This is a genomic window from Cyanobium sp. T1G-Tous, assembly GCF_024345455.1.
Taxonomy (GTDB): domain Bacteria; phylum Cyanobacteriota; class Cyanobacteriia; order PCC-6307; family Cyanobiaceae; genus Cyanobium_A.
This window is the reverse complement of sequence record NZ_JAGQBD010000002.1, coordinates 121616-141417: the sequence shown is the minus strand read 5'-3', so window position 1 is coordinate 141417 and position 19802 is coordinate 121616. Positions and strand designations below refer to the sequence as shown.

Sequence of the window (19802 nt, the reverse complement as noted above, 5' to 3'; positions counted from 1 at the left end):
TTGGCCCAAGCCTCTACGCCTTGCACCCGATAGGTTGTGGCGGCGCAGATGCGATGGGGAAATCCGCTGATGGCTGCAACTGCTCCCCATGAGCGCGCCCGGCCCCTGGCCAAGGGCAGCGTCTATCCCGCCAAAGATTTATGCAGCCAGTGCGGTCTGTGTGACAGCCGCTGGGTTGCTTACGTGAAAAACAGCTGCGCCTTTCTGGAGCAGCGCTTTGAGGCTATGGAGGCTGCGGCCCATGGCCGTAGCCGCGACCTCGACAACGAGGAGGAGCTTTATTTCGGGGTGCAGCAGCGCATGCTCACCGCCCGGCTCCAGCAACCGATCGAAGGGGCCCAGTGGACGGGGATCGTCAGCCGCATCGGTGTGCGGGCCCTGGAAACTGGCCTTGTCGACGCGGTGCTTTGCGTTGGCCAAAGCGAGGAGGATCGCTTCACGCCCGTGCCCCGCCTCGCCCGCACCCCGGAGGAGGTGCTCAGTGCCCGGGTGAATAAGCCCACCCTGTCCCCAAATCTGGAGGTGCTGGAGCAGCTGCCCGGCAGCGGCATCCGCAAGCTGCTGGCGATCGGTGTGGGCTGCCAGATCCAGGCCCTGCGGGCGGTGCAACCCACCCTGCCCCTCGACGAGCTCTACGTGCTGGGCTTGCCCTGCGTTGACAACGTCAGTCGAGCGGGCCTGCAGACCTTCCTCGACAGCACCGTCAGCTCGCCAGAGACGGTGGTGCACTACGAGTTCATGCAGGACTTCCGCATCCACTTCCGCCACAGCGACGGCCGCGAGGAAACGGTGCCTTTCTTTGGTTTGGATACACCCAAGCTCAAGGATGTATTTGCTCCCAGTTGTTTGAGTTGTTTCGACTACACCAACGCCGGCGCCGATCTGGTGGTGGGCTACATGGGCGCGACCTTCGGCCGCCAATGGCTCACGGTGCGCAACCCCAGGGGCCAGTTGTTGCTGGATCTGGTGGAGGAGGAGCTCGACGTGGCACCAGTTACCTCCAGTGGTGAGCGTTTTGCGGCGGTGCAGCAGGGAATCGAGGCCTACGACAAGGCCCTGAAGCTGCCCATGTGGTTGGCCAACCTGATCGGTTTGGTGGTGCAGCGGCTCGGGCCGAAGGGCCTGGAATATGGCCGCTTTTCGATCGACTCCCACTTCACCCGCAACGCCCTCTGGTTGCGGCGTAACCACCCAGAAAAGCTCGAAGCCCACATTCCGGCGTTTGCCAAGGCCATCATTAGCCGATATCGGCTGCCGGCCTCGTGAATCAGGCCCACCGCCATGCCGGGGTGCTGCTGCACCCCACCTCCCTGCCCGGTAAGGGTGGTTGCGGCAGCTTTGGCCAGGCTGCTCACGATTGGCTTGACCTCCTCGGTCGCCATCGCATTGGCGTTTGGCAACTGCTGCCCCTTGCTCCCCCCGACGGCACCGGTTCGCCCTACAGCTCCCCTAGCGGCTCGGCCCTCAACCCCTGGCTGCTGGATGGCGAGCGGTTGCGGCAGGAGGGCTTTTTGCAGCCAGAGGACCTGGAGGCCCTACCTGGAGCTGCGCTGACGGCTGGGCCGATGGATTTGTCTGTGGTTGCGGTCCGTAGTACGGCTTTGGGAGAGGCTTTGGTCCGCCGCTGGGGTGCCCAGCCCGCGGAGCAGCAACGGGCTTTTGCACGCTGGCGGCGCAGCCAACGGCGTTGGCTGCCAGACCACGCCCTATTCATGGTGATTCGCCGGCTCCAGGGCGGCCAGCCCTGGTGGCAGTGGCCGGCGCCTCTGGCCCAGCGTCAGCGGCGCGCCCTGGCGCGAATTGCCGCCGATCATGCCGACTGGCTGCTGCAGGAGCAGTTGCTGCAATGGCAGCTGCAGCGCCAGTGGCAGCAGCTGCGCCGCCAGGCCAGCCAGGCCGGCGTGCAGCTGCTGGGCGACCTGCCGTTTTATGTGGCCCACGACAGCGCCGACGTCTGGGCCCACCGCTCCTTGTTTTCCCTGCGCCCCGATGGCTCGCTCACGGCCCAGAGCGGAGTGCCGCCCGATTACTTCTCGGCCACCGGCCAGCTCTGGGGCACTCCTGCTTACCGCTGGCCCAGGCACCTGCTCAGCGGTTTTAGCTGGTGGCTGGCCCGCCTGCAGCGCCAATTTGAATTGTTCGACCAGCTGCGGCTCGATCACTTCCGAGCCCTGCAGGCCTTCTGGAGCGTGCCGGGTGATGCCCCCACCGCCGAGAATGGCCGCTGGCGCTGGTTTCCAGGCTGGCCGCTTCTGGCCTTGCTCTGGTTGCGCCGTGGCAGGCACCTGCCGCTGATCGCTGAAGACTTAGGCGTGATCACTCCGGAGGTGGAGGCCCTGCGTGATGGCTTCGGTTTGCCGGGTATGAAGATCTTGCAATTCGCCTTTGATGGCGATTCCAACAACCCCTACTTACCAGCCAACATCCGCGGTCGCCGCTGGGTGGTGTACACCGGCACCCACGACAACGCCACCAGCGTTGGCTGGTGGCAGAGCCTCGGTGACGACGCCCGTCAGCGGGTGGCCGAGGCGGTGGGTGCACCGATCACGGCGCCGGCCTGGCAGTTGCTGGAGCTGGCCTTGGCGAGCTCTGCCGACCTAGCCGTGGCCCCCTTGCAGGATCTGCTGGAGCTCGATGACCGGGCCCGCTTCAATACTCCAGGCACCAGTTCGGGCAACTGGACTTGGCGCCTACAGCAGCCGGTGGCCAGTCTGGACGGGGCCCTGCAGGGCTATGGCGCCATGGCGGCGCGCTACGGCCGGGCGGCCTCTGCTGGTGAGCTGAACTGACCGGGCTGGCCCTTGACTGGCTGCAGGGGCGAGCCGTTCCAGCTCACTTGATCGCCGGCGCTGGGTGGAGGGTTGAGGCTGAGGCGGAAGCCGCCACTGAGGGGCAGGCTGAGGCTGCCGCCGCTGTTACGCAGGTTGGTGCGAACTCCGCTGGCGCTCTCCAGCGTCAGCTGGCTGGGCTGGCTTAATTGCAGCTCCAGCACTCCGGCCGCTGGAATTTGGCTTGGCTTTGCCCGCCGCAGTTGCCCAACCCCCTGGCCCCTGGCGGCCAGCTCCAGGGGGCGCAGCTCGGGATAAAGCTGCAGCAGGGCTTGATCAGGCCGCGGCGGTTTGGCCTGGTCCCTGGCAGGTAGCGGCGAAATCGGCCGTAGCGCTAGCAGCCCTCGGGCTGCCAGTTGCTGCTGCTGCAGGTTCACTGCGTAAATCAGGCCCAGGGTTAGTAGGCCGTAGAGCAGCGTGCCCTGCCAGGTGGTGAATACATCGATTGAGCCCGGCGTGAAACGACGTAGCAGGGGCTCTCGCCTTTGGCCCTGAAAACGGAGCTGCTCGCTGCTTGGCAGCACCGTTTCCAGGCTGCCTGGTGGCAGCTCTAGGTGCCGCTCGATCAGCGGCACCATGGTGCGCAGGTAGGTGGCTTCCGGTAGGCGGTCGCGCCAGCCTCGCTCTAGGGCTTCCAGTACTGCCGCGCTGATACGTGTTTGCAGGGCGAGGTCCCGCAGGCTTAGGCCCCGTTCCTCACGCCGCAGCCGCAGCCGCTGGCCTGCTGCCAGCAACGGATCAGCCGGAGCCTCGGCAGGCCCACTCGGGGCCGCTGAATTACCACGGCGCCACCAGCGGCCGGGGCGGCCTCGCGGGCGCTTTGGTGGCAGTGGGGTAGAGGGGCTCAGGGTGGGGGTGTGGGATTAAACAGTTGCCATTCTTGGCGATCGAGGCGCCGCCAGCGACCTTCGGGCAATGCGCCCAGCTGCAGGGGGCCGATTGCCAGCCGCTGCAGATCGAGCACGGGGTGGCCAAGGGCCTCGGCAGTGCGCCGGATCTGACGGTTGCGTCCCTCTCCCATCCGCAGTTCGATTTCGGTTGCCTGGGGGCGCCTTTGAATCAGCGCCAGCCCCACCGGTTGGCTGGCCTGGCCATCAAGGGGCACTCCGGCGGCCCAGCGCTCCAGCACCTGGTCATCCGGTTGGCCCTTCACCCACACCCGGTAAGTCTTGCGGTGGCCGTAGCGGGGATGGGTGAGCCGCAGGGTTACCTCCCCCTGGTTGCTGAGCAGCAGGGCGCCGCGGCTGTTGGCATCGAGCCGGCCCACCGGGTGGAGTCCGCTGCCGTGGCGCAGTTCGTCTGGCAGCAGGTCCAGCACGGTGGTTCGCCCCTCGGGGTCGTGGCAGCTGCAAACCACTCCCACCGGTTTGTTGAGCAGCAGCAGCAGGGGCTGGGGCCGGGCCGCCAGGGGCTCTCCCCGCACGGTGATGCGATCGCGCTCGGGGTCGGCCCGATCGCCCAGCTGGACTACGGCACCATTTACCTGCACCAGGCCTTGAGCCAGCAGTTGCTCTGCCTGGCGCCGGGAGCAGAGCCCGGCGTTGGCCATCAGTTTTTGCAGCCGTTCAGAGGCCATGGTTTGCGAATCAATAGACTTGATTGGTTAATTCTTTATAGAAAGAAGTGAAAGCAATGCCTTTATGTATTGGAAGTGAATCCTTCTAAGGGTATTTGATGGCCGCCCATGGGTTTGTAGAAGCTTTTCCAGTCAATTTGGTAGCCGTGGCTATATATTTCACCTAAGCTGCTTAGAATAGTTTCCCAGTTGTTTTTGCCATTGCGCAGGCTTGGCCACCAATTGCAGTTATTTATATTAGCTAGGCCTGAATTTTTTAAGCATTGACGGCCTAGGCTCAAAAGGGTTGAACTTGCTCCCAGCTCTATAAAGTTGCGGACGCCATTGGTTGCCAACGTGTTCATTCCTTGTGCGAAGCGCACCGGGCTGGTTACGTGATCACACCAGTAGTCGCTACTGGCTATCTCTGGGCCTGCCTGTCTGCCAGTTACATTGCTAACAAATGGACGAATGGGTTGCTGGAAATTAATTTGGCACAGAGTTTTTCTGAGTTCTGGCACTAGCGTCTTCATAGCAGCTGAATGGAATGCATGTGAAACCTCTAGTCTTTTGGTTTTGATGCTGCTGGAAGTTGTGTGGGCTAGGAGTTGATTGAGTGCCTCCTCTGGGCCTGATACCACAGTGTTGCTAGGACCATTGTATGCAGCTATCACCAAGTTGTTGCAACCATCATTAGCATTAGAAATTAGCTCTCTGACCTCTTCCGGCTTAGCAACAAGCATGAGCATGCCGCCATTGCTGGGTTGAGACTGCATTAGTTTGCTCCGGACTGTCACGATTTTCAGGGCGTCCTCTAGGCTGAAAACTCCGGCCAGATAGGCAGCCATAATCTCGCCAGCGCTATGGCCGATTAAGAAGTCAGGCCGTATTCCCCAGCTGGACCACATTTCGCTTAATGCGTAGCCCAACACAAAAAGGGCTGGTTGGGTGAAGGCTGTTTGTTTGATTAATTCAGCAGCTTGATCTGCCTGTCCTGTTTCGGGATACAACACAGAGGCAAGAGGACGATCTAGATGCGGATCAAGCAGTATTGAGCAGCGCTGGAAAGCCTCTCTAAATACGGAGTGAGTGGTGTAAAGAGAATGAGCCATGCCGACATACTGGGAGCCTTGTCCGGCAAGCATAAAAGCTAATTTTTCTTGTCTCGATGATGATTTGTTGCTGACTGCGCCGATGCCTGTTGCTGCATTTGGACCGCCTAATTCGTAAGCTTTTAATTGGTTTAGGATGCTTGGATAGTCTTCTCCTATGCATACAAGTCTATGTTTTAAGTGTTTGCTGTTGGTGTTGATTGTTTCGCAGATATTCCCTAGTCCTAGTTCCTCATTGGCTTCAATAAGCTTCGCCAATGTCGACGCTTGCTTTCTTAGCTCGAATTCTGTTCCGCCTGATACGCAAAGGAGATTTAACGGCGTCGAGTTTTCTGGCATTGAGCTCGGCGGCCTAGCCATCAGAAAGTTTTGTATTCCTACCGTAAGGGTGTATGAGGGCCTGGTGGGACCGCTTGCGGAGGCCAACCCAAAACGGTGGTAGGTTTGCGAAACCAAAGAGTTTCGTAACCCGGCTCGCCATGCCCGCCCTGTCCGCTCTTGGCTCCAGCACCAGTGCCGGGGCTGCCTCGGCCCAATCAGGCGGCGACCTAGTGCGCAGCTACCTGCGGGACATCGGCCGAGTGCCGCTGCTATCCCATGAGCAGGAGATCACGCTGGGCCGCCAGGTGCAGGAGCTGGTGGGTTTGGAGGAGTTGGAGCAGGAGTTGGAGGTGCAGCTGGGCAACAAGCCAAGCCAGGCGGAATTGGCCCAGGCTGCTGGGCTTAGTGCGCCCCTGCTTAAGAAGCGCTTGCAGGCGGGCCGTCGGGCCAAGGAGCGGATGGTGGCTGCGAATTTGCGGCTGGTGGTGAGCGTGGCTAAGAAGTACACGCGGCGGAATATGGAGCTGCTGGACCTGATCCAGGAGGGCACGATCGGTTTGGTGCGAGGTGTGGAGAAGTTCGACCCAACGCGTGGCTATAAATTTTCAACCTATGCGTATTGGTGGATTCGCCAGGGGATCACGCGGGCGATAGCGGAGAAGAGCCGGACGATCCGTCTGCCAATCCACATCACCGAAACGCTGAACAAGCTGAAGAAGGGCCAGCGTGAACTGAGCCAGCTGCTGGGGCGCACGCCGACGGTGACGGAGCTGGCAGAAGCGGTGGAACTGCCGGAAGAAGAGGTGAAAGATCTGCTGTGCCGTGCGCGCCAACCGGTGAGCCTGGAGACGAAGGTGGGCGATGGCGACGACACCGAGCTACTGGACCTGCTGGCAGGAGATGCGGAGTTGCCGGAGGATCGGGTGGATGGTGAGTGCCTGAAGGGCGACTTGCGAGCGCTGCTGGAGCAACTGCCGGAGCTGCAGGGGCGGGTGCTGAAGATGCGTTATGGGATTGAGGCTGGGGAGCCACAAGAGAGCTCGGAGCCGATGAGCCTGAGCGCCATTGCTAAGCAGTTGGGAATGAGCCGCGATAAAACTCGCAACCTGGAGCGCAAAGCCCTCGAAGGTGTACGGGCCCAGTCACGCATGCTTGAGGGTTATTTGGTAGCTTAAGCTGGTCCAACAATAATTGTTAGCAATAAACCTAGGAAATTCGAACTAAAAAATTGAACTAGAAAAATTGATCGAAGTTATCGAAGTCGACTGCGCTGAAGGTGCCAGCTTCTACCTGGGCCATTAGCCGTTCCAGCTGCACCCAAAGGGCGCCAGCTGTGGCAATCGACAACACAAAAGAAACCAGCAGGGCAACCCCCGCCGAGAAACCGAATACCTGCAGGCTGCCGCCAATAAACAGGGTGATGCCGATCACCACGCCGAAGTAAGGCAGGGTGACCGCAAAACTGCCAAGCGGTAGCAGGGGCAGGCGATCCTGTTTCCAGCCCTCCAGCTTGTTTTCTACCAATTTGGCGAAGGTGAGCCCGCAGAGCACGCCGATGGCCAGGCCCACACCAGCCACTAGGTAGGGGGGCTGGATGATCTGGGCATATTCCAGCAGGATGTCACTCGCATCTAAATCGCCGTACATCCAGCCGTCCGGCAGGGCGCTGCTGTCCATGGCGTCGAGGGGCAGGCTGGCCATCTGCTGAGACTGGTCTGGGTGGCCGAGACCCTAGGCCCTCAGGGTTCCCAGCGCTGGGAACCCAGGAAGGTGAGTTCGACGAAGCTGCTGCCGTTGTGGTCCTGGGGACCCAGTTGCACCCGGTAGCCACCAAGGTCTACATCGCGCATGGTCTCAAGCGCGGTCACAAAGCGTTGGCGGCTGGGTGCCGGCCCGGCTCGACGCAGGCCTTCCACTGTCATTTTTGCGGCAAGGAAGCCCTCCAGGCTGTTAAAGCCGAAGTGCGGTTTGGCCTGCTGGCGCCGCATCAATTCCTGGTATTCCCTCACCACTGGCACCCTTTCGTTCCAAGGGAAAGGCACCACCTGGGCGACGCCAATGCCACTGGCCTCATGGCTTTGCAGGGAGGCACGCAGGGCGCTGGTACCTACAAACGACACGTTCATCAGCTGGGCTGTGCTGCCGCGCCGCCGCATCTCGCGGCTTAAGGAGGCCGAGCTCGGGTAGGCAGCTACCACCAAAACTGCATTGGCATTGGCGTTTTGCACCATGCTGGCTGCCCTGCCGGTTTGGTTTGAGTTGCGCTCAACGCTGGCAGTAGCCACTGGTTTGAGGCCATGGCGTCTCAAGGCGTTGAGAGATCCCTTGAGTCCGTCTTGTCCAAAGGCATCGTTTTGATAGACAACCGCAACGCGATGGCGGCCGCTGCGCACTAAGTAGTCGACCATCCGGTCAATTTCCATGTGGTAACTGGTACGCAGGTTGAACACCATGGGGCGATGGGGCTGGCGTAGCAGTTGGGCGCCGGTGAGTGGAGCGATCAAAGGGATTTTCTGTTTCTCAACCAAGGGCAACACCGCCTTGACGGTGGGGGTGCCCACATAACCAAACAAAGCAAACACCTTGTCGCGCTCAACCAGCTGCTTGGTGTTGCGCAGGGTGAGAGGTGGGTCGTAGCGGTCGTCGAGGCTCAGCAGCTTCAGGCGCTTGCCATGGACGCCACCTTGGCGATTCACCTCTGAGAAATAGGCCAGAGCCCCTTGCCGGTATTCGCTGCCGAGCATGCCGGAGGGGCCGCTGAGGGCCGCCGACTGCCCCAGCACCAGTTCTGTTGATGCCAGGCCAGGCAGGGCCAGCGTCAGGGCCAGCGCCACTGCGGTGCCTACTCGCTCACAAGCGGCTTTCGGCTTTAACTTCAGCAAACTGCAGCAGTTGGGCATGGGTAAGCGCAGGCAAAGGCCTTGGAACGTGCTGGCGATGGTTGCCGTTGTTCTGGCGGCCATCCTGGCAATTTTGGGGATCGGGCGCATTGATGTGAGCCCGGTGCTAAGCCGCGATTCTTTGCGTCTCTCCTCCGCATCCCGCGCTCTCACCACCCTGCCCCTCGGCGAAAAGCCTGCCCTTGGTGTATGGAGCTCCATGCGGGGAGACCAGCTCAGCGCTGGCGAGGAACGGGTCGATCGGGCTGAGCTGGAGCGAGCCCCATACAAGGTGGAAGTGGGAGTGTATTCGACTAGCAATTATGAGCTAGATCTAACGGTGCCAAGCTATTCAAGTGGTGGCTATGTATGGCTGCGCTGGGAGGAGCCTATGCAGCGTTATGTGGAAACTCATGGCGGAGATATTTCCAGCTTGTTTATTGTTCTAAATACCTTGCTTTCTGATAAGGATTCAAGCCTTAGGCCGGTGGGCGAAATGCCGGTGCGACTTGCCGATGGCGGCTACTATCAATTATTCACGTATGTTGGTCGTTATTATGTAGATAAGGCTAGTTTTCGCCACTATCCTTTTATGAATATTAGCCTGCCACTTGTCATTGAGGCTAATGACGTGGATGGAGAGCTCGGTTATCAAAATCTCCGTTTAATTCCAGAGATTCGCAACAGCGGCATGGGTCTCTACGCACGCATTATTGGCTGGCTAAATACCGGCTGGTCAATTGCGGAATACCGACACCACTACGCTACAAATTTTGGCCTTGGTGGCGAAGAAAACGACTACAGCCAGATCCTCTTTGAAATTTCCTATGGCACCTCTTCGTGGTCATCTTTCTGGAGATTGTTGTTGCCACTCTCCGTGCTGATGGCCATGGTGTTGTTGGTATTTAAGGTGCGGCCTGATGAGCAGGATGCTCGTGCCAGTATCCCGGTCACTGTGCTTCTTACGCTGGTTTTTCTACAGCAAACCTATCGTGACAAGTTGCCTGATTTGCCCTTTCTTACCTTCCTTGATCAAGTATATGTCGTTGCTTACGTAGTCACGCTGGCAGCGTTTGTGTTGGTGCTATGGATTGGGCGTCGCTATGCCGTGATGGAATCGATTGAAGATCCAGCAGAGAAGCATGCACTATTAATGCATCTGAATCGCCTCGACGATATCTGGCCCCTAGTGGTAGTGCTGGTGGGTGGTGCTGCAATGACCTTCTGCTGGATGACGATCCCCCAAGTTGTTTGAGCTATCTATAAATTAATTCTAATGTTTAAGCGGGTTGCAGTGTGAGCCTTGCCAGCATGCCACTCACCAACTTGCGGGGTGAAAAAGTACGTCCCATCAGTCCCATCAAGGCTCGCAAATCATCTGTGTGCAAGCGATCACCCTGGACCAAGGTAAGCAGCAGCCGTTGACGCAGGCTGCCGCCTTCTGGACCCAACAGCAGTTTCAGGCCAGCTCCAGCAACTGGAAGCAAATCGGGGCTGGTGGAATCGTTTTCCACAACCGCCAATAGATTCTCCAGTCGTTCAAGCTGCAGGCGGCCGTGTCGATCAAAGAGCACCTCAAGCAGTTTTTCGCGCATCTCACTGGTGTCTCCTGCCAGCAGGCGCCGGGCCACGTATGGATAGGCAACTCGGATGATCTTGAAGCTGGGATCAAGCCGCAGAGCCAAGCCCTCCTGGCTTACCACCGCCCGAATGATCAGGGCGAAGCGAGCCGGCACCCGAAAGGGATAGGCATACATCAGCTCCGAAAAGCGATCGGTGATGGCTTTGAAGTTGAAGGAGCCCACGTTGTCGCCTAAGGCGCCACCAAGCACCTCCTCAAGGGCAGGAATGATTGGCTCGAGGTCGGCCTTGGGGTTGAGGAAACCCAGGCTGACGAAATCATCGGCCAGGGCGCTGAAATCCCGATTGATCAGGTGAACAACGGCACCGGTGAGGGTGAGGCGATCGCTGTCGCTGATCGAATCCATCATGCCGAAATCCACATAGGCCACATGGCCTAGGGGGCCGGTTTTGCCGGAGAGCGCAAACAGGTTGCCGGGGTGGGGATCAGCGTGGAAATAGCCAAATTCGAGCAGTTGCTGCAGTCCGGCGATCACGCCAGTGCGGATCAGGGCCGAGGGATCCAGGTTGCGAGCTTCCAGCGCCTGGCGTTCCTGCAACTTGGTGCCATTGATCCACTGGGTAGTGAGCACCCGCTGGCTGGATAGCAGTCGCTCCACCCGCGGCACTGTCACCTCGGGCTGGCGGGCGAATAGATCGGCAAATCGTTCAGCGTTATTGGCCTCGAGCCGGTAATCAATCTCCTCAAACAATGTTGAGCCGAATTCATCGATGATGTCGCCGAGGCCAAAGCCCAGGTTGAGCGGCAACAGCGGCGCACTCAGCACAGCTAACAGGCGGATGATCACTAGATCCCGCCGCAAAATTGTGGGCAGATTGGGGCGTTGCACCTTGACTGCCACCCAGTGGCCATCAGCGAGCTGCGCTTTGTAGACCTGGCCCAGGCTGGCTGCTGCTACGGGGTAGTCGGGGAATACCTCAAACAGCTGGTCGGCCGGGGCGCCCAATTCCTGTTCAATGGTTGCTAGCGCAATCGCATGGGGATAGGCGGGCAGGTTGTCCTGCAGCTGGGTTAGCTGTTCGAGCCAGTCGCGCCGCACCAGATCGGGCCGGGTGGAAAGGGCTTGGCCCACCTTGATGAAGCAGGGGCCCAGGTCCGTGAGCGTGGTGAGAATGCGCTGGCCCAGCCGTTGCTGCACCTGGGCATTGCTGCTGTTGCCCTGCACCACCAACACCAGGGCCAGGCTGGACAGCTGCCAGATCACCACGATCAGCCGGGCGATCAGCACCCAGGGGCGCAACAGCAACCAGCGCAGGTCCCGGCCCGGGTCGTAACTCAGCTCCCTGGCAGATTCGGCGTTGGTCAAGGCACAGCAGCCATACGTCTGCCCGACTCTAGAAACGCTGAGTTGTTGCGTTGTGGTCCTATGGCCCCCAACGTTGCGATCCCAGAAAAGTTAATTCCACCAAATCGCTGCCCTGATTGTTGCCAGGTCTGAGCCTCAGCTTGAAGCCGCCAAGGTCGAGATTTGTGAGACTCCTGAAGGCCCCTACCACTTTGGCGCGGCTTGGGTTGGGGCCCGCCTTATCCAAGGCAGCGGTGAGCCAGCGGGCAGCCAGGAAACCCTCCAGGCTCGTGTATCCGTAGTGCGCCTCCGTTTGCTGCCGCTGCATTAGCTGCTGGTACTGGGCCACCACCGGGACCCTTCGGTTCCAGGGGAAGGGAACCACCTGGGAAATGCCTATACCATTGGCCTGACCAGCTGGCAGAGCATCCTGCAAGCCCTCGATTCCGACCGGCGAAAGGTTCATCAGCTGGGCCCTGCTGCCGAGTCGGTACAAGTCGCGGCTTAGAGAGGCGGAGGTTGTGAAGGTGGCGATCACCAACACTGCATTGGCATTGGCCGCCACGACTTGCCTTGCCGCTGCGTTGGTGTTGGTGGAGTCGCGCATGACCCCAGCAACTGCCGCCGGTTTCAGGTCATGACGGGCCAGGGCCTTTTTGGTGGAGCGCAGCCCATCGTCTCCATAGGCATCCTTGATGTGCACCACCGCCACCTGGTGGCGGCCGTCCCGCACCAGGTGGTCGATCACCCTATCGATCTCCGCCTGATAACTAGCCCGCATGTTGAAAACCATGGGGCGGTAAGGTCTTAATAGGGCTTTTGCCCCAGTTCTGGGAGCCACGTAGGAAATCCCTACCTTCTCCACTAGGGGCAGGATCGCTTTTGAGTTGGCCGTGCCAAAAAAGCCGATCAGGGCGATTGCCTGCTGGTGCTCAATGAGTTGGCGGGTATTACGCAGGGTGAGTTTCGGTTCGTAGCGGTCGTCAAGGCTGATCAGCCGCAATCGCCTGCCATGGATCCCCCCGCGCCGGTTCACCTCGCTGAACCAGGCGAGTAAGCCTTCTTGATAGCTCTTAGCCGTTTGGGCAGAGGCTCCACTAAAAGGTGCCGACTGGCCGATCACCAGCTCTGGTGGGGCTTTGGCAGGCTGTTTAACTGCCGCGGCTGAGCGCAGCAGCAAGGGTGTGAGCAGAGGGAGGAGCAGCAGGGCAAGTCTCCGTTTTGCGCGTAATGTCGGATTCAGCCGCCTCCGGAAACTAGTGAGGAAGCAGCGGCGCTGGAATTTGCTCGCCACGGTGTCACTCCTTCTGGCAGTGATTCTGGCCTTGATCGCGATCACGCGCATCGACATCACACCGGTTCAGAGCCGAGATGCCCTGCGGCTTTCCACCTCAGCGCGTTCGCTCAACATCGATCCGAGCCAGCTGCCCCCGAGTGGCTGGACCAGCCTGCGCGGTCAGCTGCTCAATCCAGGTGAGGCAAGTGTTGATCAGGAGGCGTTTGCCGCTGCGCCCTACCGCGCCCAGCTTGGGGTGTATGCAAATACCGCTTCTGAGCTCGATCTAAGCGTTCCTAGTTTTGCCTCCAGTGGCTACATCTGGCTGATCTGGGACGAGCCTTTGCAGCGCTATCTCGATGCGGCCGGCATCTCGATTGATCAGCGCTTCACCCTTCTCAATACCTTGATCAGCGATGCACCGCCGGAGCTTCAGCCGATTGGTGAAGGTCCAGAACGACGAGCTGATGGCGGCTATTACCAATTATTCAGCTACCGCGGTCGCTATCTGCTCGATCAGGCGAGCTTTCGTCACTACCCTTTTATGAGCATCAGCCTGCCTCTATTCATCGAGGCTAATGATGTGGACGGCAGTCTTAGCTACGACAAGCTGCGGCTTGAACCCGACATTCGTGACAGTGGGATGGGGTTTAATGCTCGTATACTTGGCTGGTTGAATCAGGGTTGGTCGATCGCTGAATATCGTCACCAGTACGCCACAAGTTTCGGGCAAGGTGGCGGTGAGAGTGATTACAGCTTGGTGCTATTCGATATTTCCTTCGGAACTTCCGCTTGGGCTGCGGTGTGGCGACTGTTGCTACCTTTGGTTGTGCTTATGTCGATGGTGCTGCTTGTGTTCAAGGTGCGGCCGGATGAGCAGGATGCCCGTGCCAGTATTCCAGTGACAGTGCTACTTACACTGGTTTTCCTGCAGCAGACATATCGCAGCGACCTTCCCGTTCTCCCATTCCTTACTTTTCTTGATCAGGTTTATGTGGTGGCTTATGTGGTCACCCTGGTTGCCTTTGTGCTGGTGATCTGGATTGGTCGCCGTTACGCCGACATGGAGGAAATAGAGGATATTGAGCGCAGGGAATTTACGAAGAGTCGTCTTGAGCATCTAGATAGCAGTTGGCCGCTAGTGGTAGTTATTTTTAGCACTATCGCAATTGCCGTGGCCTGGTTCACAATCCCGCCTGGGGCTTAATGCGACTTGCTGTTGGTTATGGCGATGCTCAGGGAACGACAGCTAGTTATTGGTCAGACTCCGTAAATCCCTTGCCTTCTGACCCGTGGGCTTGTCCCTGCATCTGCCGGCCCACGGCCGCGGTCGGGGTCTGTCTCCTGCTCTGAGGCGCCTGCTGCGTCAGCGGCCGGGCAGCTGGGACCTGCCGGAGCTGCCGGAGCAGGGTGGCCCCCTGATCGATACCGGTGCGGTCGCTGAGGCTCAGCGGCGTTGTGCCTCCCAGCTTGGAGCGGAGGCGGTTTGGTTTGGTGTTAATGGCGCCAGTGGCATGCTGCAGGCGGCCCTGCTAGCCCTGGCTCCCCCTGGTAGCCGGGTGCTGCTGCCCCGCAACCTGCACCGCTCCCTGCTGCACGGCTGCGTGCTGGGCCAGCTGAGGCCCGTGCTGTTTGACCTGCCCTTCGATCCGGCCAGCGGCCTGTGGCTGCCACCGAGTCCAGCCCATCTCGAGGTGGTGCTTGCAGCAGCAGAGCAGGACGGTCCCCTGGCGGCCCTAGTGCTGGTGTCGCCGAGCTACCAGGGCCAGCGTGCCGAGCTGCCGGCCTTGGTGGCATTGGCCCACGGCCGTGGGCTGCCCGTGCTTGTCGATCAAGCCCATGGCCGCGGTGAAGCCTTGGCTGCTGGGGCTGATCTGGTGGTGCTCTCAGCCCAGAAAGCTGGCGGCGGCCTGGCCCAGAGCGCCGCCCTGCTGCTGCAGGGCGGCAGGGCTGATCGCGATGCCGTGGCCCGGGCCCTGCTATGGCTGCAGACCTCCAGCCCCAGCGCCCTGCTGTTGGCCTCCGCAGCAGCTGCCCTCGACGACCTCACCAGCTCGGCGGGCCGGCGCCGCTGGCAAGCGGCATGGCGCTGCGGCGAACGCCTGCAACTCCGCTGCCGTGCGCTGGGCTTCCCCCTTGTTGCCAATGACGACCCGCTGCGGTTGGTGCTGCACACCGCCGCCATGGGAATCAATGGGCTGGAGGCCGATGCCTGGTTGCTGCAGCGGGGTGTGATCGCCGAGTTGCCGGAACCGGGGGCGCTCACTTTTTGCTTGGGTATGGCGCCGCCCCCTGGGCTGGTGTGGCGCCTGCCCCAGCAGCTGCTGCGCCTGCGGCGTGCCCTGGGGGGACCACCCCTGCCACCCTTCAGCGCGCCACCGCTGCCGCTGGTAGCGGAGCCGGAGCTGCCCCTGGCCGAGGCCTGGCGCGCTCCGGCGGAAGTGGTGGCTTTGGCGGCGGCAGCTGGCCGGATCGCCGCCGAACCCCTTTGTCCCTATCCTCCGGGTATACCCCTGCTGGTGCCCGGCGAGCGGATCGATCTGGCTAGGGCTACCTGGCTGCGGCAGCAGCAGCAGCTTTGGCCAGGCCAGATCGCTGATACGGTGAGGGTTGTGGCCGGATAGGGGGCCGATGGATTCCAGTGCCGCGGCCGATCTAGGCCAAGCTTCCCAGCAGCCGACCTACCAGTGGGATTTCGTCACCCCTGGGCTGCCGGATAGTGCCTTTGAAGACGCTCCGGGCTTCAGCCCCACCCCCATGGAGCTGAGGGTGATGCTGCTGGCCCATCTGCGCCCCCGCGCCGATTCCCTGGTGTGGGATGTGGGCGGCGGCACTGGTGCCCTGGCCCTGGAAATCGCCCGGCTGATGCCCAGGGGGGCAGTGCATACCCTCGAGCGCGACCCCGATGCCATCGAGTTGTTGGAGCAAAACCGACGCCGCTTTGGCATCACCAACCTGCACATCCACGCTGGCGCTGCGCCGGATGATCTGGACCAGCTGCCCGCGCGCCCTGATCGGGTGCTGCTGGAGGTGGGACGGCCCTTGGGTGATGTGCTGCTGGCGGTATGGGAAGCGCTGGTGCCCCGCGGGCGCTTGGTGATCAGCACCGCCAGCCTGGAGGGCTTGGTGGATGCCACCGATACTCTTGGCCAGCTGGCGGCCTGCGATGTGCAGGTGGTGCAGGCCACCGTGCACCGCATGCAACGGCGCGGCAGCCAGGCCAAATTGGCTGCGGCTGAACCACTGTTTTTGATTGCTGCCGAGCGCTCAGCTAGCTCGGAGACCTCCTGATCGCCGCGTGTTGATACCTCCTACCCAGCCAGCTAAACCCCGCACCGCCACCTCCCTACCCCGGCTGTTGAGCGGCTGGCTGGCTGGGGGCTTTGGCTTCGTGGTGGTGATGCTTGGGGGCTGGTGGTTCACGGTGGCCGTGGGGGTGATCGTGCACTTGGGGCTGCTGGAGTTCTTCCGGATGGCCCAGTTCAAGGGGATTCGGCCCGCCACCAAAACCACCCTGGTGGCGGTGCAGCTGCTGCTGGTCACCACCCAGCTGGCCAGTGGCAGTGGCTTATTGGGTGGCGGTTGGTTCGCCGGTGATGTGGCCGCAGCTGTGCTGCCGGCCTCTGGGGCGGTGATCTGCGGCTGGCTGCTGTTGCAGCCGGTCACCGGCACCATCGCCGACATCGCGGCTTCAATTTTCGGGCTGTTTTACCTGGGTTTTCTGCCCAGCTACTGGATACGTCTGCGCGACCTGGCCGGCGACGCTCTGGCGCCCAACCTGGCCGGCCAGCCCTGGCCCGCCAGCGCCGGGCTCGCCCTCACCCTGCTGGCCTGCTTCCTGATCGTGGCCACCGACATCGGCTCTTACGTGATCGGCCGCCGGCTGGGGCGCCATCCGCTTTCGCCAATCTCCCCTGGCAAAACGGTGGAGGGTGCCCTGGGCGGGGTGGCCTGTGCGGTGGCGGTGGGTGCTTTCGGCGGCACCTTGATCGGCTGGAGCTGGGGCTGGCTGATCGGTGCGGTGCTCGGGGCGGTGGTGGCCCTGTTTGCCCTGGTGGGTGACCTCACCGAATCGATGATGAAGCGCGATGCAGGCCTAAAGGATTCCGGGGATGCCATCCCGGGGCATGGCGGGATCCTGGATCGAATCGACAGCTATTTGTTTGTGCCGGCGGTGGTTTACTCGCTGGTAACCCTGGTGTTGCCCCTCTTGCAGGGCTAGTGCAGGCCTAAGGGCTCACCTGGGCCGTGCCAATCAGCTGCACCATGCCTGCCTCTATGCGGGCATCGCTGATGTGGATGCCGGGATCCATCGGCAGCCTGCTGCTGACCTCGCCGTCAACGGAGCGAATTTCGATGCTGCCCCTAGCTGCCAGCACGGTGGTGGCGAGCTCGACCAAGTCGGGAGCGCCAAGGGCTCGGGCGGCAAACACCAGGTTGTCGCGGCACATGCGCAGCTCCACCAGGGGCACGATGCCAAGCAGGGCCTCGCCCAGGCCATCGCCTAGGGCGCGCCACTGGGGGGCGCTGAGGGAGCGGGTGAGGCCGTCGGCGGTGAAACTCACCTGGCCCTGGATCTCGAAGGCCCGCTCCAGCTGTAGCGGTTGGCCCTTGAGCAGGTTGCCGCTGTGCACCTGGATGGGACCGCTGCTTAGCTCCACCAGCTCGAAGTGGAGGTCCTTGTAGATCACCCGGCGGGCCAGCAGTTGCACGCCGGCCAGACGACCGCGCAGTAACTGCAAGCCAGTGCCTTGCAGCTGGATATCGAGACTGCCAATGGCCTGGCACTGCTGGCGCACCCAGAGCTGCAGGCCGCTGGCCAGCAGCTGCATCACCGGCCCGCCTGGTTTGTCGTCGCTGCTGCTCATTGCTGGGAAGGGGCGTCGAGCCAGGTGGCGGCGACGGTGGCGGTCTGATCGAGGTGCGGTAGGTGGCCGCAGGCATCCAGCTCAAGCACCCGCTCTCCTAACAGGGCCAGGGCCGCCCGCTTCTGGGGTGCCCGCAGGATGCGGTCATTGGCGCCCCACAGCACCGTGATTGGTTGGTGGGGCAGGGGGGCGCCGGCGCCGGCGAAGCCACCGGAGCGGGCAAAGCGCCGCAGGGCATCAGCCCAGCCAGGGCTTTGCAGGTGCAGCGAGGCGATCTCCAGTTCGGCAGCTCCCACGGCGGCGTCCGGATCGGCGAAGGCGGTGCGGCAAAGGCCCCGGCGCACCCCTGGTAGGGCCAGAAAGCGCACGCCCAGGCCATCGAGCAGGGGCGGCAGGGGCATGGGACGGCCAGTTAGGCCGGCTGGAGCAAGCAGCAATAGCCGATTCACCTGCTCGGGCAGGCGTCGGGCCAGCTCCACCGCCACCGAGCCACCCATCGAGGCACCGATCAGGCCGAGGGGGGCGGGATTGCGGCTGCCAATTTCCCGCGCCAAAACCTCCAGGTGGCGCAGCACGCCGCTGGGGCTGTAATCGCCGCCGCTGGGCCTTGGGCAGAAGCCAAAGCCGTACAGGTCGGGAATGAATAGCTGCACGCCGCTGGCCAGCAGGGGGGACAGACGCCGGAATTCCAGGAAGGAACTATCAAAGCCATGCAGCAGCAACACCGGTGGCCCCTCGCCCAGCACGGCCACAGGCCAGGGCCCCTCACCGCCGAGTTCAGGCAGGGGCCACCACTGCACCTGCGCTGCCAGGGCCCTGCCCTGGGGATCCAGCAGGCTGCTGGCCGCTGCCGCCACCAGGGCTTGCTGGGCTGTGGGCTCGCTGTTCACGCGGGCTGGCGCTCGCTGCTGCAGGTGCTCACCAGGGCGGCCAGTAGGTCGTTGGGCCCTACGGCAAAGGGCAGGTGGTGCAGATCGGAATCATCGCGGCAGGCAAAGGCGCAGGCCTGCTGCAGCTGGTGCAGGCCTGCCTCAGCCAGGCCAAGCTCCTCCAGGCTCACCGGCAGGCCGAGCTTGCGGAACAGGGGCAGCAGCTGGCGCCGGGATTGGCCGGCCAGCTGGTTGCCGCCGAGCACCTCCTCCAGCCGCAGCTGCACCAGGATCCCGAAGCCCACTTTTTCGCCATGTAGGCGGCCATGGCTGGCCTCCAGTTGGGTGAGGCCGTTGTGAACGGCATGGGCGGCCACGGTGCGGCAGCGGGCTCCCCCAATACCGCCGATCAAGCCAGCGCTGAGGCCGCAGGCTTCAGCCACCCGCTCCCAGGCGGGGCCGTGGGGATCCTGGAGGGCAAATTCGGCTTCCAGCATGAGTTGGTCGCGCAGCACCCGGGCCATCTGAACCGCTTGCTGCACCAGGCCATCGCCGCTGGCGCCACTGCTCACCGACGACTCATACCACTTGGCCATGGCGTCGGCGATGCCGCTTGCCAAGGTGCGTGCTGGGGCTTGGCGGACCAGGTCGTGGTCAAAGATGAGCAGATCTGGGCAGCGGGCCAAGGCCACATCGCCCAGAAAGGCACCTTCAGCTGAATAGATGTTTGCCAGGGCAGTCCAGCCCGCGCAGGTGGCCGCACTGGTGGGCACGGTGATGCAAGGCAGGCTTAGCCGGTGGGCCAGCAGCTTGCCGGCATCGAGCACCTTGCCGCCACCAATGGCCACAACTGCATCGCAGCCTTGCTTTTGACAAATCGCAGCGACTGGTTGCAGGTCTTCTTCGCAGCAGTCGAACTGCAACTCGGCGCAGTGGGGCTCAAGCCCAGCCTGATGTAAGTCGGCAACCAGCTGCTGCCTCAGCCGGGCTGTTACGACGCTGCGACCTAGCACCAGGGGGCGCTGGCCCAGGGCAGCTAGCCGCGGGATGCCCTGGAGCCAAGCTCCAGGGCCCCTGTACACCTCTGCAGGTGCGATGGCGTGTTGGCTCAGGGAGTTGCTCATCCCGCTGCTGCTTTCATCCCCAAGTGATGGTACGGGCTAGGCC

General features: G+C 61.9%; 18 protein-coding genes. 8 read left to right on the top strand and 10 right to left on the bottom strand.

From position 1 onward, the window contains the following. The first annotated feature begins 69 nt into the window (after positions 1-69). Together KBY75_RS02215 and malQ are read left to right on the top strand one after the other, a co-directional pair. Positions 70-1266 (top strand): Coenzyme F420 hydrogenase/dehydrogenase, beta subunit C-terminal domain, encoded by a 1197-nt coding sequence (locus KBY75_RS02215; protein WP_254936034.1) that lies wholly within the window; start codon positions 70-72, stop codon positions 1264-1266. Next, complete coding sequence (gene malQ / locus KBY75_RS02210) at positions 1263-2789, top strand: 4-alpha-glucanotransferase (RefSeq protein ID WP_255022799.1); 1527 nt, start codon at positions 1263-1265, stop codon at positions 2787-2789. The genes KBY75_RS02215 and malQ overlap by 4 nt, the downstream gene beginning before the upstream one ends. On the opposite strand, the gene KBY75_RS02205 is transcribed toward malQ, so the two are convergent. The 3 genes from KBY75_RS02205 to KBY75_RS02195 form a co-directional block, all read right to left on the bottom strand. After that, positions 2753-3562: a helix-turn-helix transcriptional regulator gene (locus KBY75_RS02205; protein ID WP_255022798.1), complete on the bottom strand. Its 810-nt coding sequence runs from the start codon at positions 3560-3562 to the stop codon at positions 2753-2755. The genes malQ and KBY75_RS02205 overlap by 37 nt on opposite strands. Before the next feature lie 110 nt (positions 3563-3672). After that, a complete protein-coding gene (locus KBY75_RS02200) occupies positions 3673-4404 on the bottom strand; it encodes a pseudouridine synthase (RefSeq protein ID WP_255022797.1) in 732 nt (243 codons plus the stop codon). Between the two features lie 62 nt (positions 4405-4466). Beyond that, a complete protein-coding gene (locus KBY75_RS02195; RefSeq protein ID WP_255022796.1) occupies positions 4467-5834 on the bottom strand; it encodes an acyltransferase domain-containing protein in 1368 nt (455 codons plus the stop codon). Between the two features lie 140 nt (positions 5835-5974). On the opposite strand from KBY75_RS02195, the gene KBY75_RS02190 reads away from it, so the two are divergent. Beyond that, positions 5975-6991: an RpoD/SigA family RNA polymerase sigma factor gene (locus KBY75_RS02190; RefSeq protein WP_255022795.1), complete on the top strand. Its 1017-nt coding sequence runs from the start codon at positions 5975-5977 to the stop codon at positions 6989-6991. Positions 6992-7049: 58 nt separating this feature from the next. Here the strand turns inward: KBY75_RS02190 and KBY75_RS02185 are convergent, their stop codons facing one another. Together KBY75_RS02185 and KBY75_RS02180 are read right to left on the bottom strand one after the other, a co-directional pair. After that, positions 7050-7517: a hypothetical protein gene (locus tag KBY75_RS02185; protein WP_254936039.1), complete on the bottom strand. Its 468-nt coding sequence runs from the start codon at positions 7515-7517 to the stop codon at positions 7050-7052. 38 nt (positions 7518-7555) lie between these two features. Next, positions 7556-8650, bottom strand: coding sequence for an ABC transporter substrate-binding protein (locus tag KBY75_RS02180; protein WP_255022794.1), 1095 nt, complete (start codon positions 8648-8650; stop codon positions 7556-7558). A 64-nt stretch (positions 8651-8714) separates the two neighbouring features. On the opposite strand from KBY75_RS02180, the gene KBY75_RS02175 reads away from it, so the two are divergent. Continuing rightward, on the top strand, positions 8715-9950 hold the full coding sequence (locus KBY75_RS02175) for a hypothetical protein (protein ID WP_255022793.1): 1236 nt from the start codon (positions 8715-8717) through the stop codon (positions 9948-9950). A 25-nt stretch (positions 9951-9975) separates the two neighbouring features. On the opposite strand, the gene KBY75_RS02170 is transcribed toward KBY75_RS02175, so the two are convergent. After that, entirely contained in the window at positions 9976-11616 is a 1641-nt protein-coding gene (locus KBY75_RS02170; RefSeq protein ID WP_255022863.1) for an AarF/ABC1/UbiB kinase family protein, read from the bottom strand. 85 nt (positions 11617-11701) lie between these two features. Next, positions 11702-12802, bottom strand: coding sequence for an ABC transporter substrate-binding protein (locus tag KBY75_RS02165; RefSeq protein ID WP_255022792.1), 1101 nt, complete (start codon positions 12800-12802; stop codon positions 11702-11704). 79 nt (positions 12803-12881) lie between these two features. On the opposite strand from KBY75_RS02165, the gene KBY75_RS02160 reads away from it, so the two are divergent. From KBY75_RS02160 to KBY75_RS02145, 4 genes are all read left to right on the top strand, one after another. Continuing rightward, on the top strand, positions 12882-14105 hold the full coding sequence (locus KBY75_RS02160; RefSeq protein ID WP_255022791.1) for a hypothetical protein: 1224 nt from the start codon (positions 12882-12884) through the stop codon (positions 14103-14105). A gap of 85 nt (positions 14106-14190) precedes the next feature. Beyond that, positions 14191-15522 carry a lysine decarboxylase gene (locus KBY75_RS02155; protein WP_255022790.1) on the top strand — a complete coding sequence of 444 codons (1332 nt, stop codon included), beginning with the start codon at positions 14191-14193 and terminating at the stop codon, positions 15520-15522. A gap of 7 nt (positions 15523-15529) precedes the next feature. Beyond that, the gene (gene cbiT / locus KBY75_RS02150; RefSeq protein ID WP_255022789.1) at positions 15530-16189 is read left to right on the top strand and encodes a precorrin-6Y C5,15-methyltransferase subunit CbiT; all 660 of its coding nucleotides are present in this window, start codon (positions 15530-15532) and stop codon (positions 16187-16189) included. 10 nt (positions 16190-16199) lie between these two features. Beyond that, complete coding sequence (locus tag KBY75_RS02145; RefSeq protein WP_261347168.1) at positions 16200-17120, top strand: phosphatidate cytidylyltransferase; 921 nt, start codon at positions 16200-16202, stop codon at positions 17118-17120. 7 nt (positions 17121-17127) lie between these two features. On the opposite strand, the gene KBY75_RS02140 is transcribed toward KBY75_RS02145, so the two are convergent. Genes KBY75_RS02140 through KBY75_RS02130 form a run of 3 tightly spaced genes read right to left on the bottom strand, consistent with a single transcriptional unit; the run spans position 17128 to position 19759 of the window. Beyond that, positions 17128-17766, bottom strand: coding sequence for a DUF2993 domain-containing protein (locus KBY75_RS02140; protein WP_255022788.1), 639 nt, complete (start codon positions 17764-17766; stop codon positions 17128-17130). After that, complete coding sequence (locus KBY75_RS02135) at positions 17763-18656, bottom strand: alpha/beta fold hydrolase (RefSeq protein ID WP_255022787.1); 894 nt, start codon at positions 18654-18656, stop codon at positions 17763-17765. Before KBY75_RS02135 ends, KBY75_RS02140 begins: the two co-directional genes overlap by 4 nt. Continuing rightward, positions 18653-19759: an iron-containing alcohol dehydrogenase family protein gene (locus tag KBY75_RS02130; protein ID WP_255022786.1), complete on the bottom strand. Its 1107-nt coding sequence runs from the start codon at positions 19757-19759 to the stop codon at positions 18653-18655. The genes KBY75_RS02135 and KBY75_RS02130 overlap by 4 nt, the downstream gene beginning before the upstream one ends. Between the last annotated feature and the right edge of the window lie 43 nt (positions 19760-19802).

Excerpts from the sequence above, each read along its gene's own strand:
- KBY75_RS02215 (WP_254936034.1), top strand. The coding sequence starts at position 70 with ATGGCTGCAACTGCTCCCCATGAGCGCGCCCGGCCCCTGGCCAAGGGC.
- KBY75_RS02200 (WP_255022797.1), bottom strand. The coding sequence starts at position 4,404 with ATGGCCTCTGAACGGCTGCAAAAACTGATGGCCAACGCCGGGCTCTGC.
- KBY75_RS02195 (WP_255022796.1), bottom strand. The coding sequence starts at position 5,834 with ATGCCAGAAAACTCGACGCCGTTAAATCTCCTTTGCGTATCAGGCGGA.
- KBY75_RS02190 (WP_255022795.1), top strand. The coding sequence starts at position 5,975 with ATGCCCGCCCTGTCCGCTCTTGGCTCCAGCACCAGTGCCGGGGCTGCC.
- KBY75_RS02185 (WP_254936039.1), bottom strand. The coding sequence starts at position 7,517 with ATGGCCAGCCTGCCCCTCGACGCCATGGACAGCAGCGCCCTGCCGGAC.
- KBY75_RS02175 (WP_255022793.1), top strand. The coding sequence starts at position 8,715 with ATGGGTAAGCGCAGGCAAAGGCCTTGGAACGTGCTGGCGATGGTTGCC.
- cbiT (WP_255022789.1), top strand. The coding sequence starts at position 15,530 with ATGGATTCCAGTGCCGCGGCCGATCTAGGCCAAGCTTCCCAGCAGCCG.
- KBY75_RS02140 (WP_255022788.1), bottom strand. The coding sequence starts at position 17,766 with ATGAGCAGCAGCGACGACAAACCAGGCGGGCCGGTGATGCAGCTGCTG.
- KBY75_RS02130 (WP_255022786.1), bottom strand. The coding sequence starts at position 19,759 with ATGAGCAACTCCCTGAGCCAACACGCCATCGCACCTGCAGAGGTGTAC.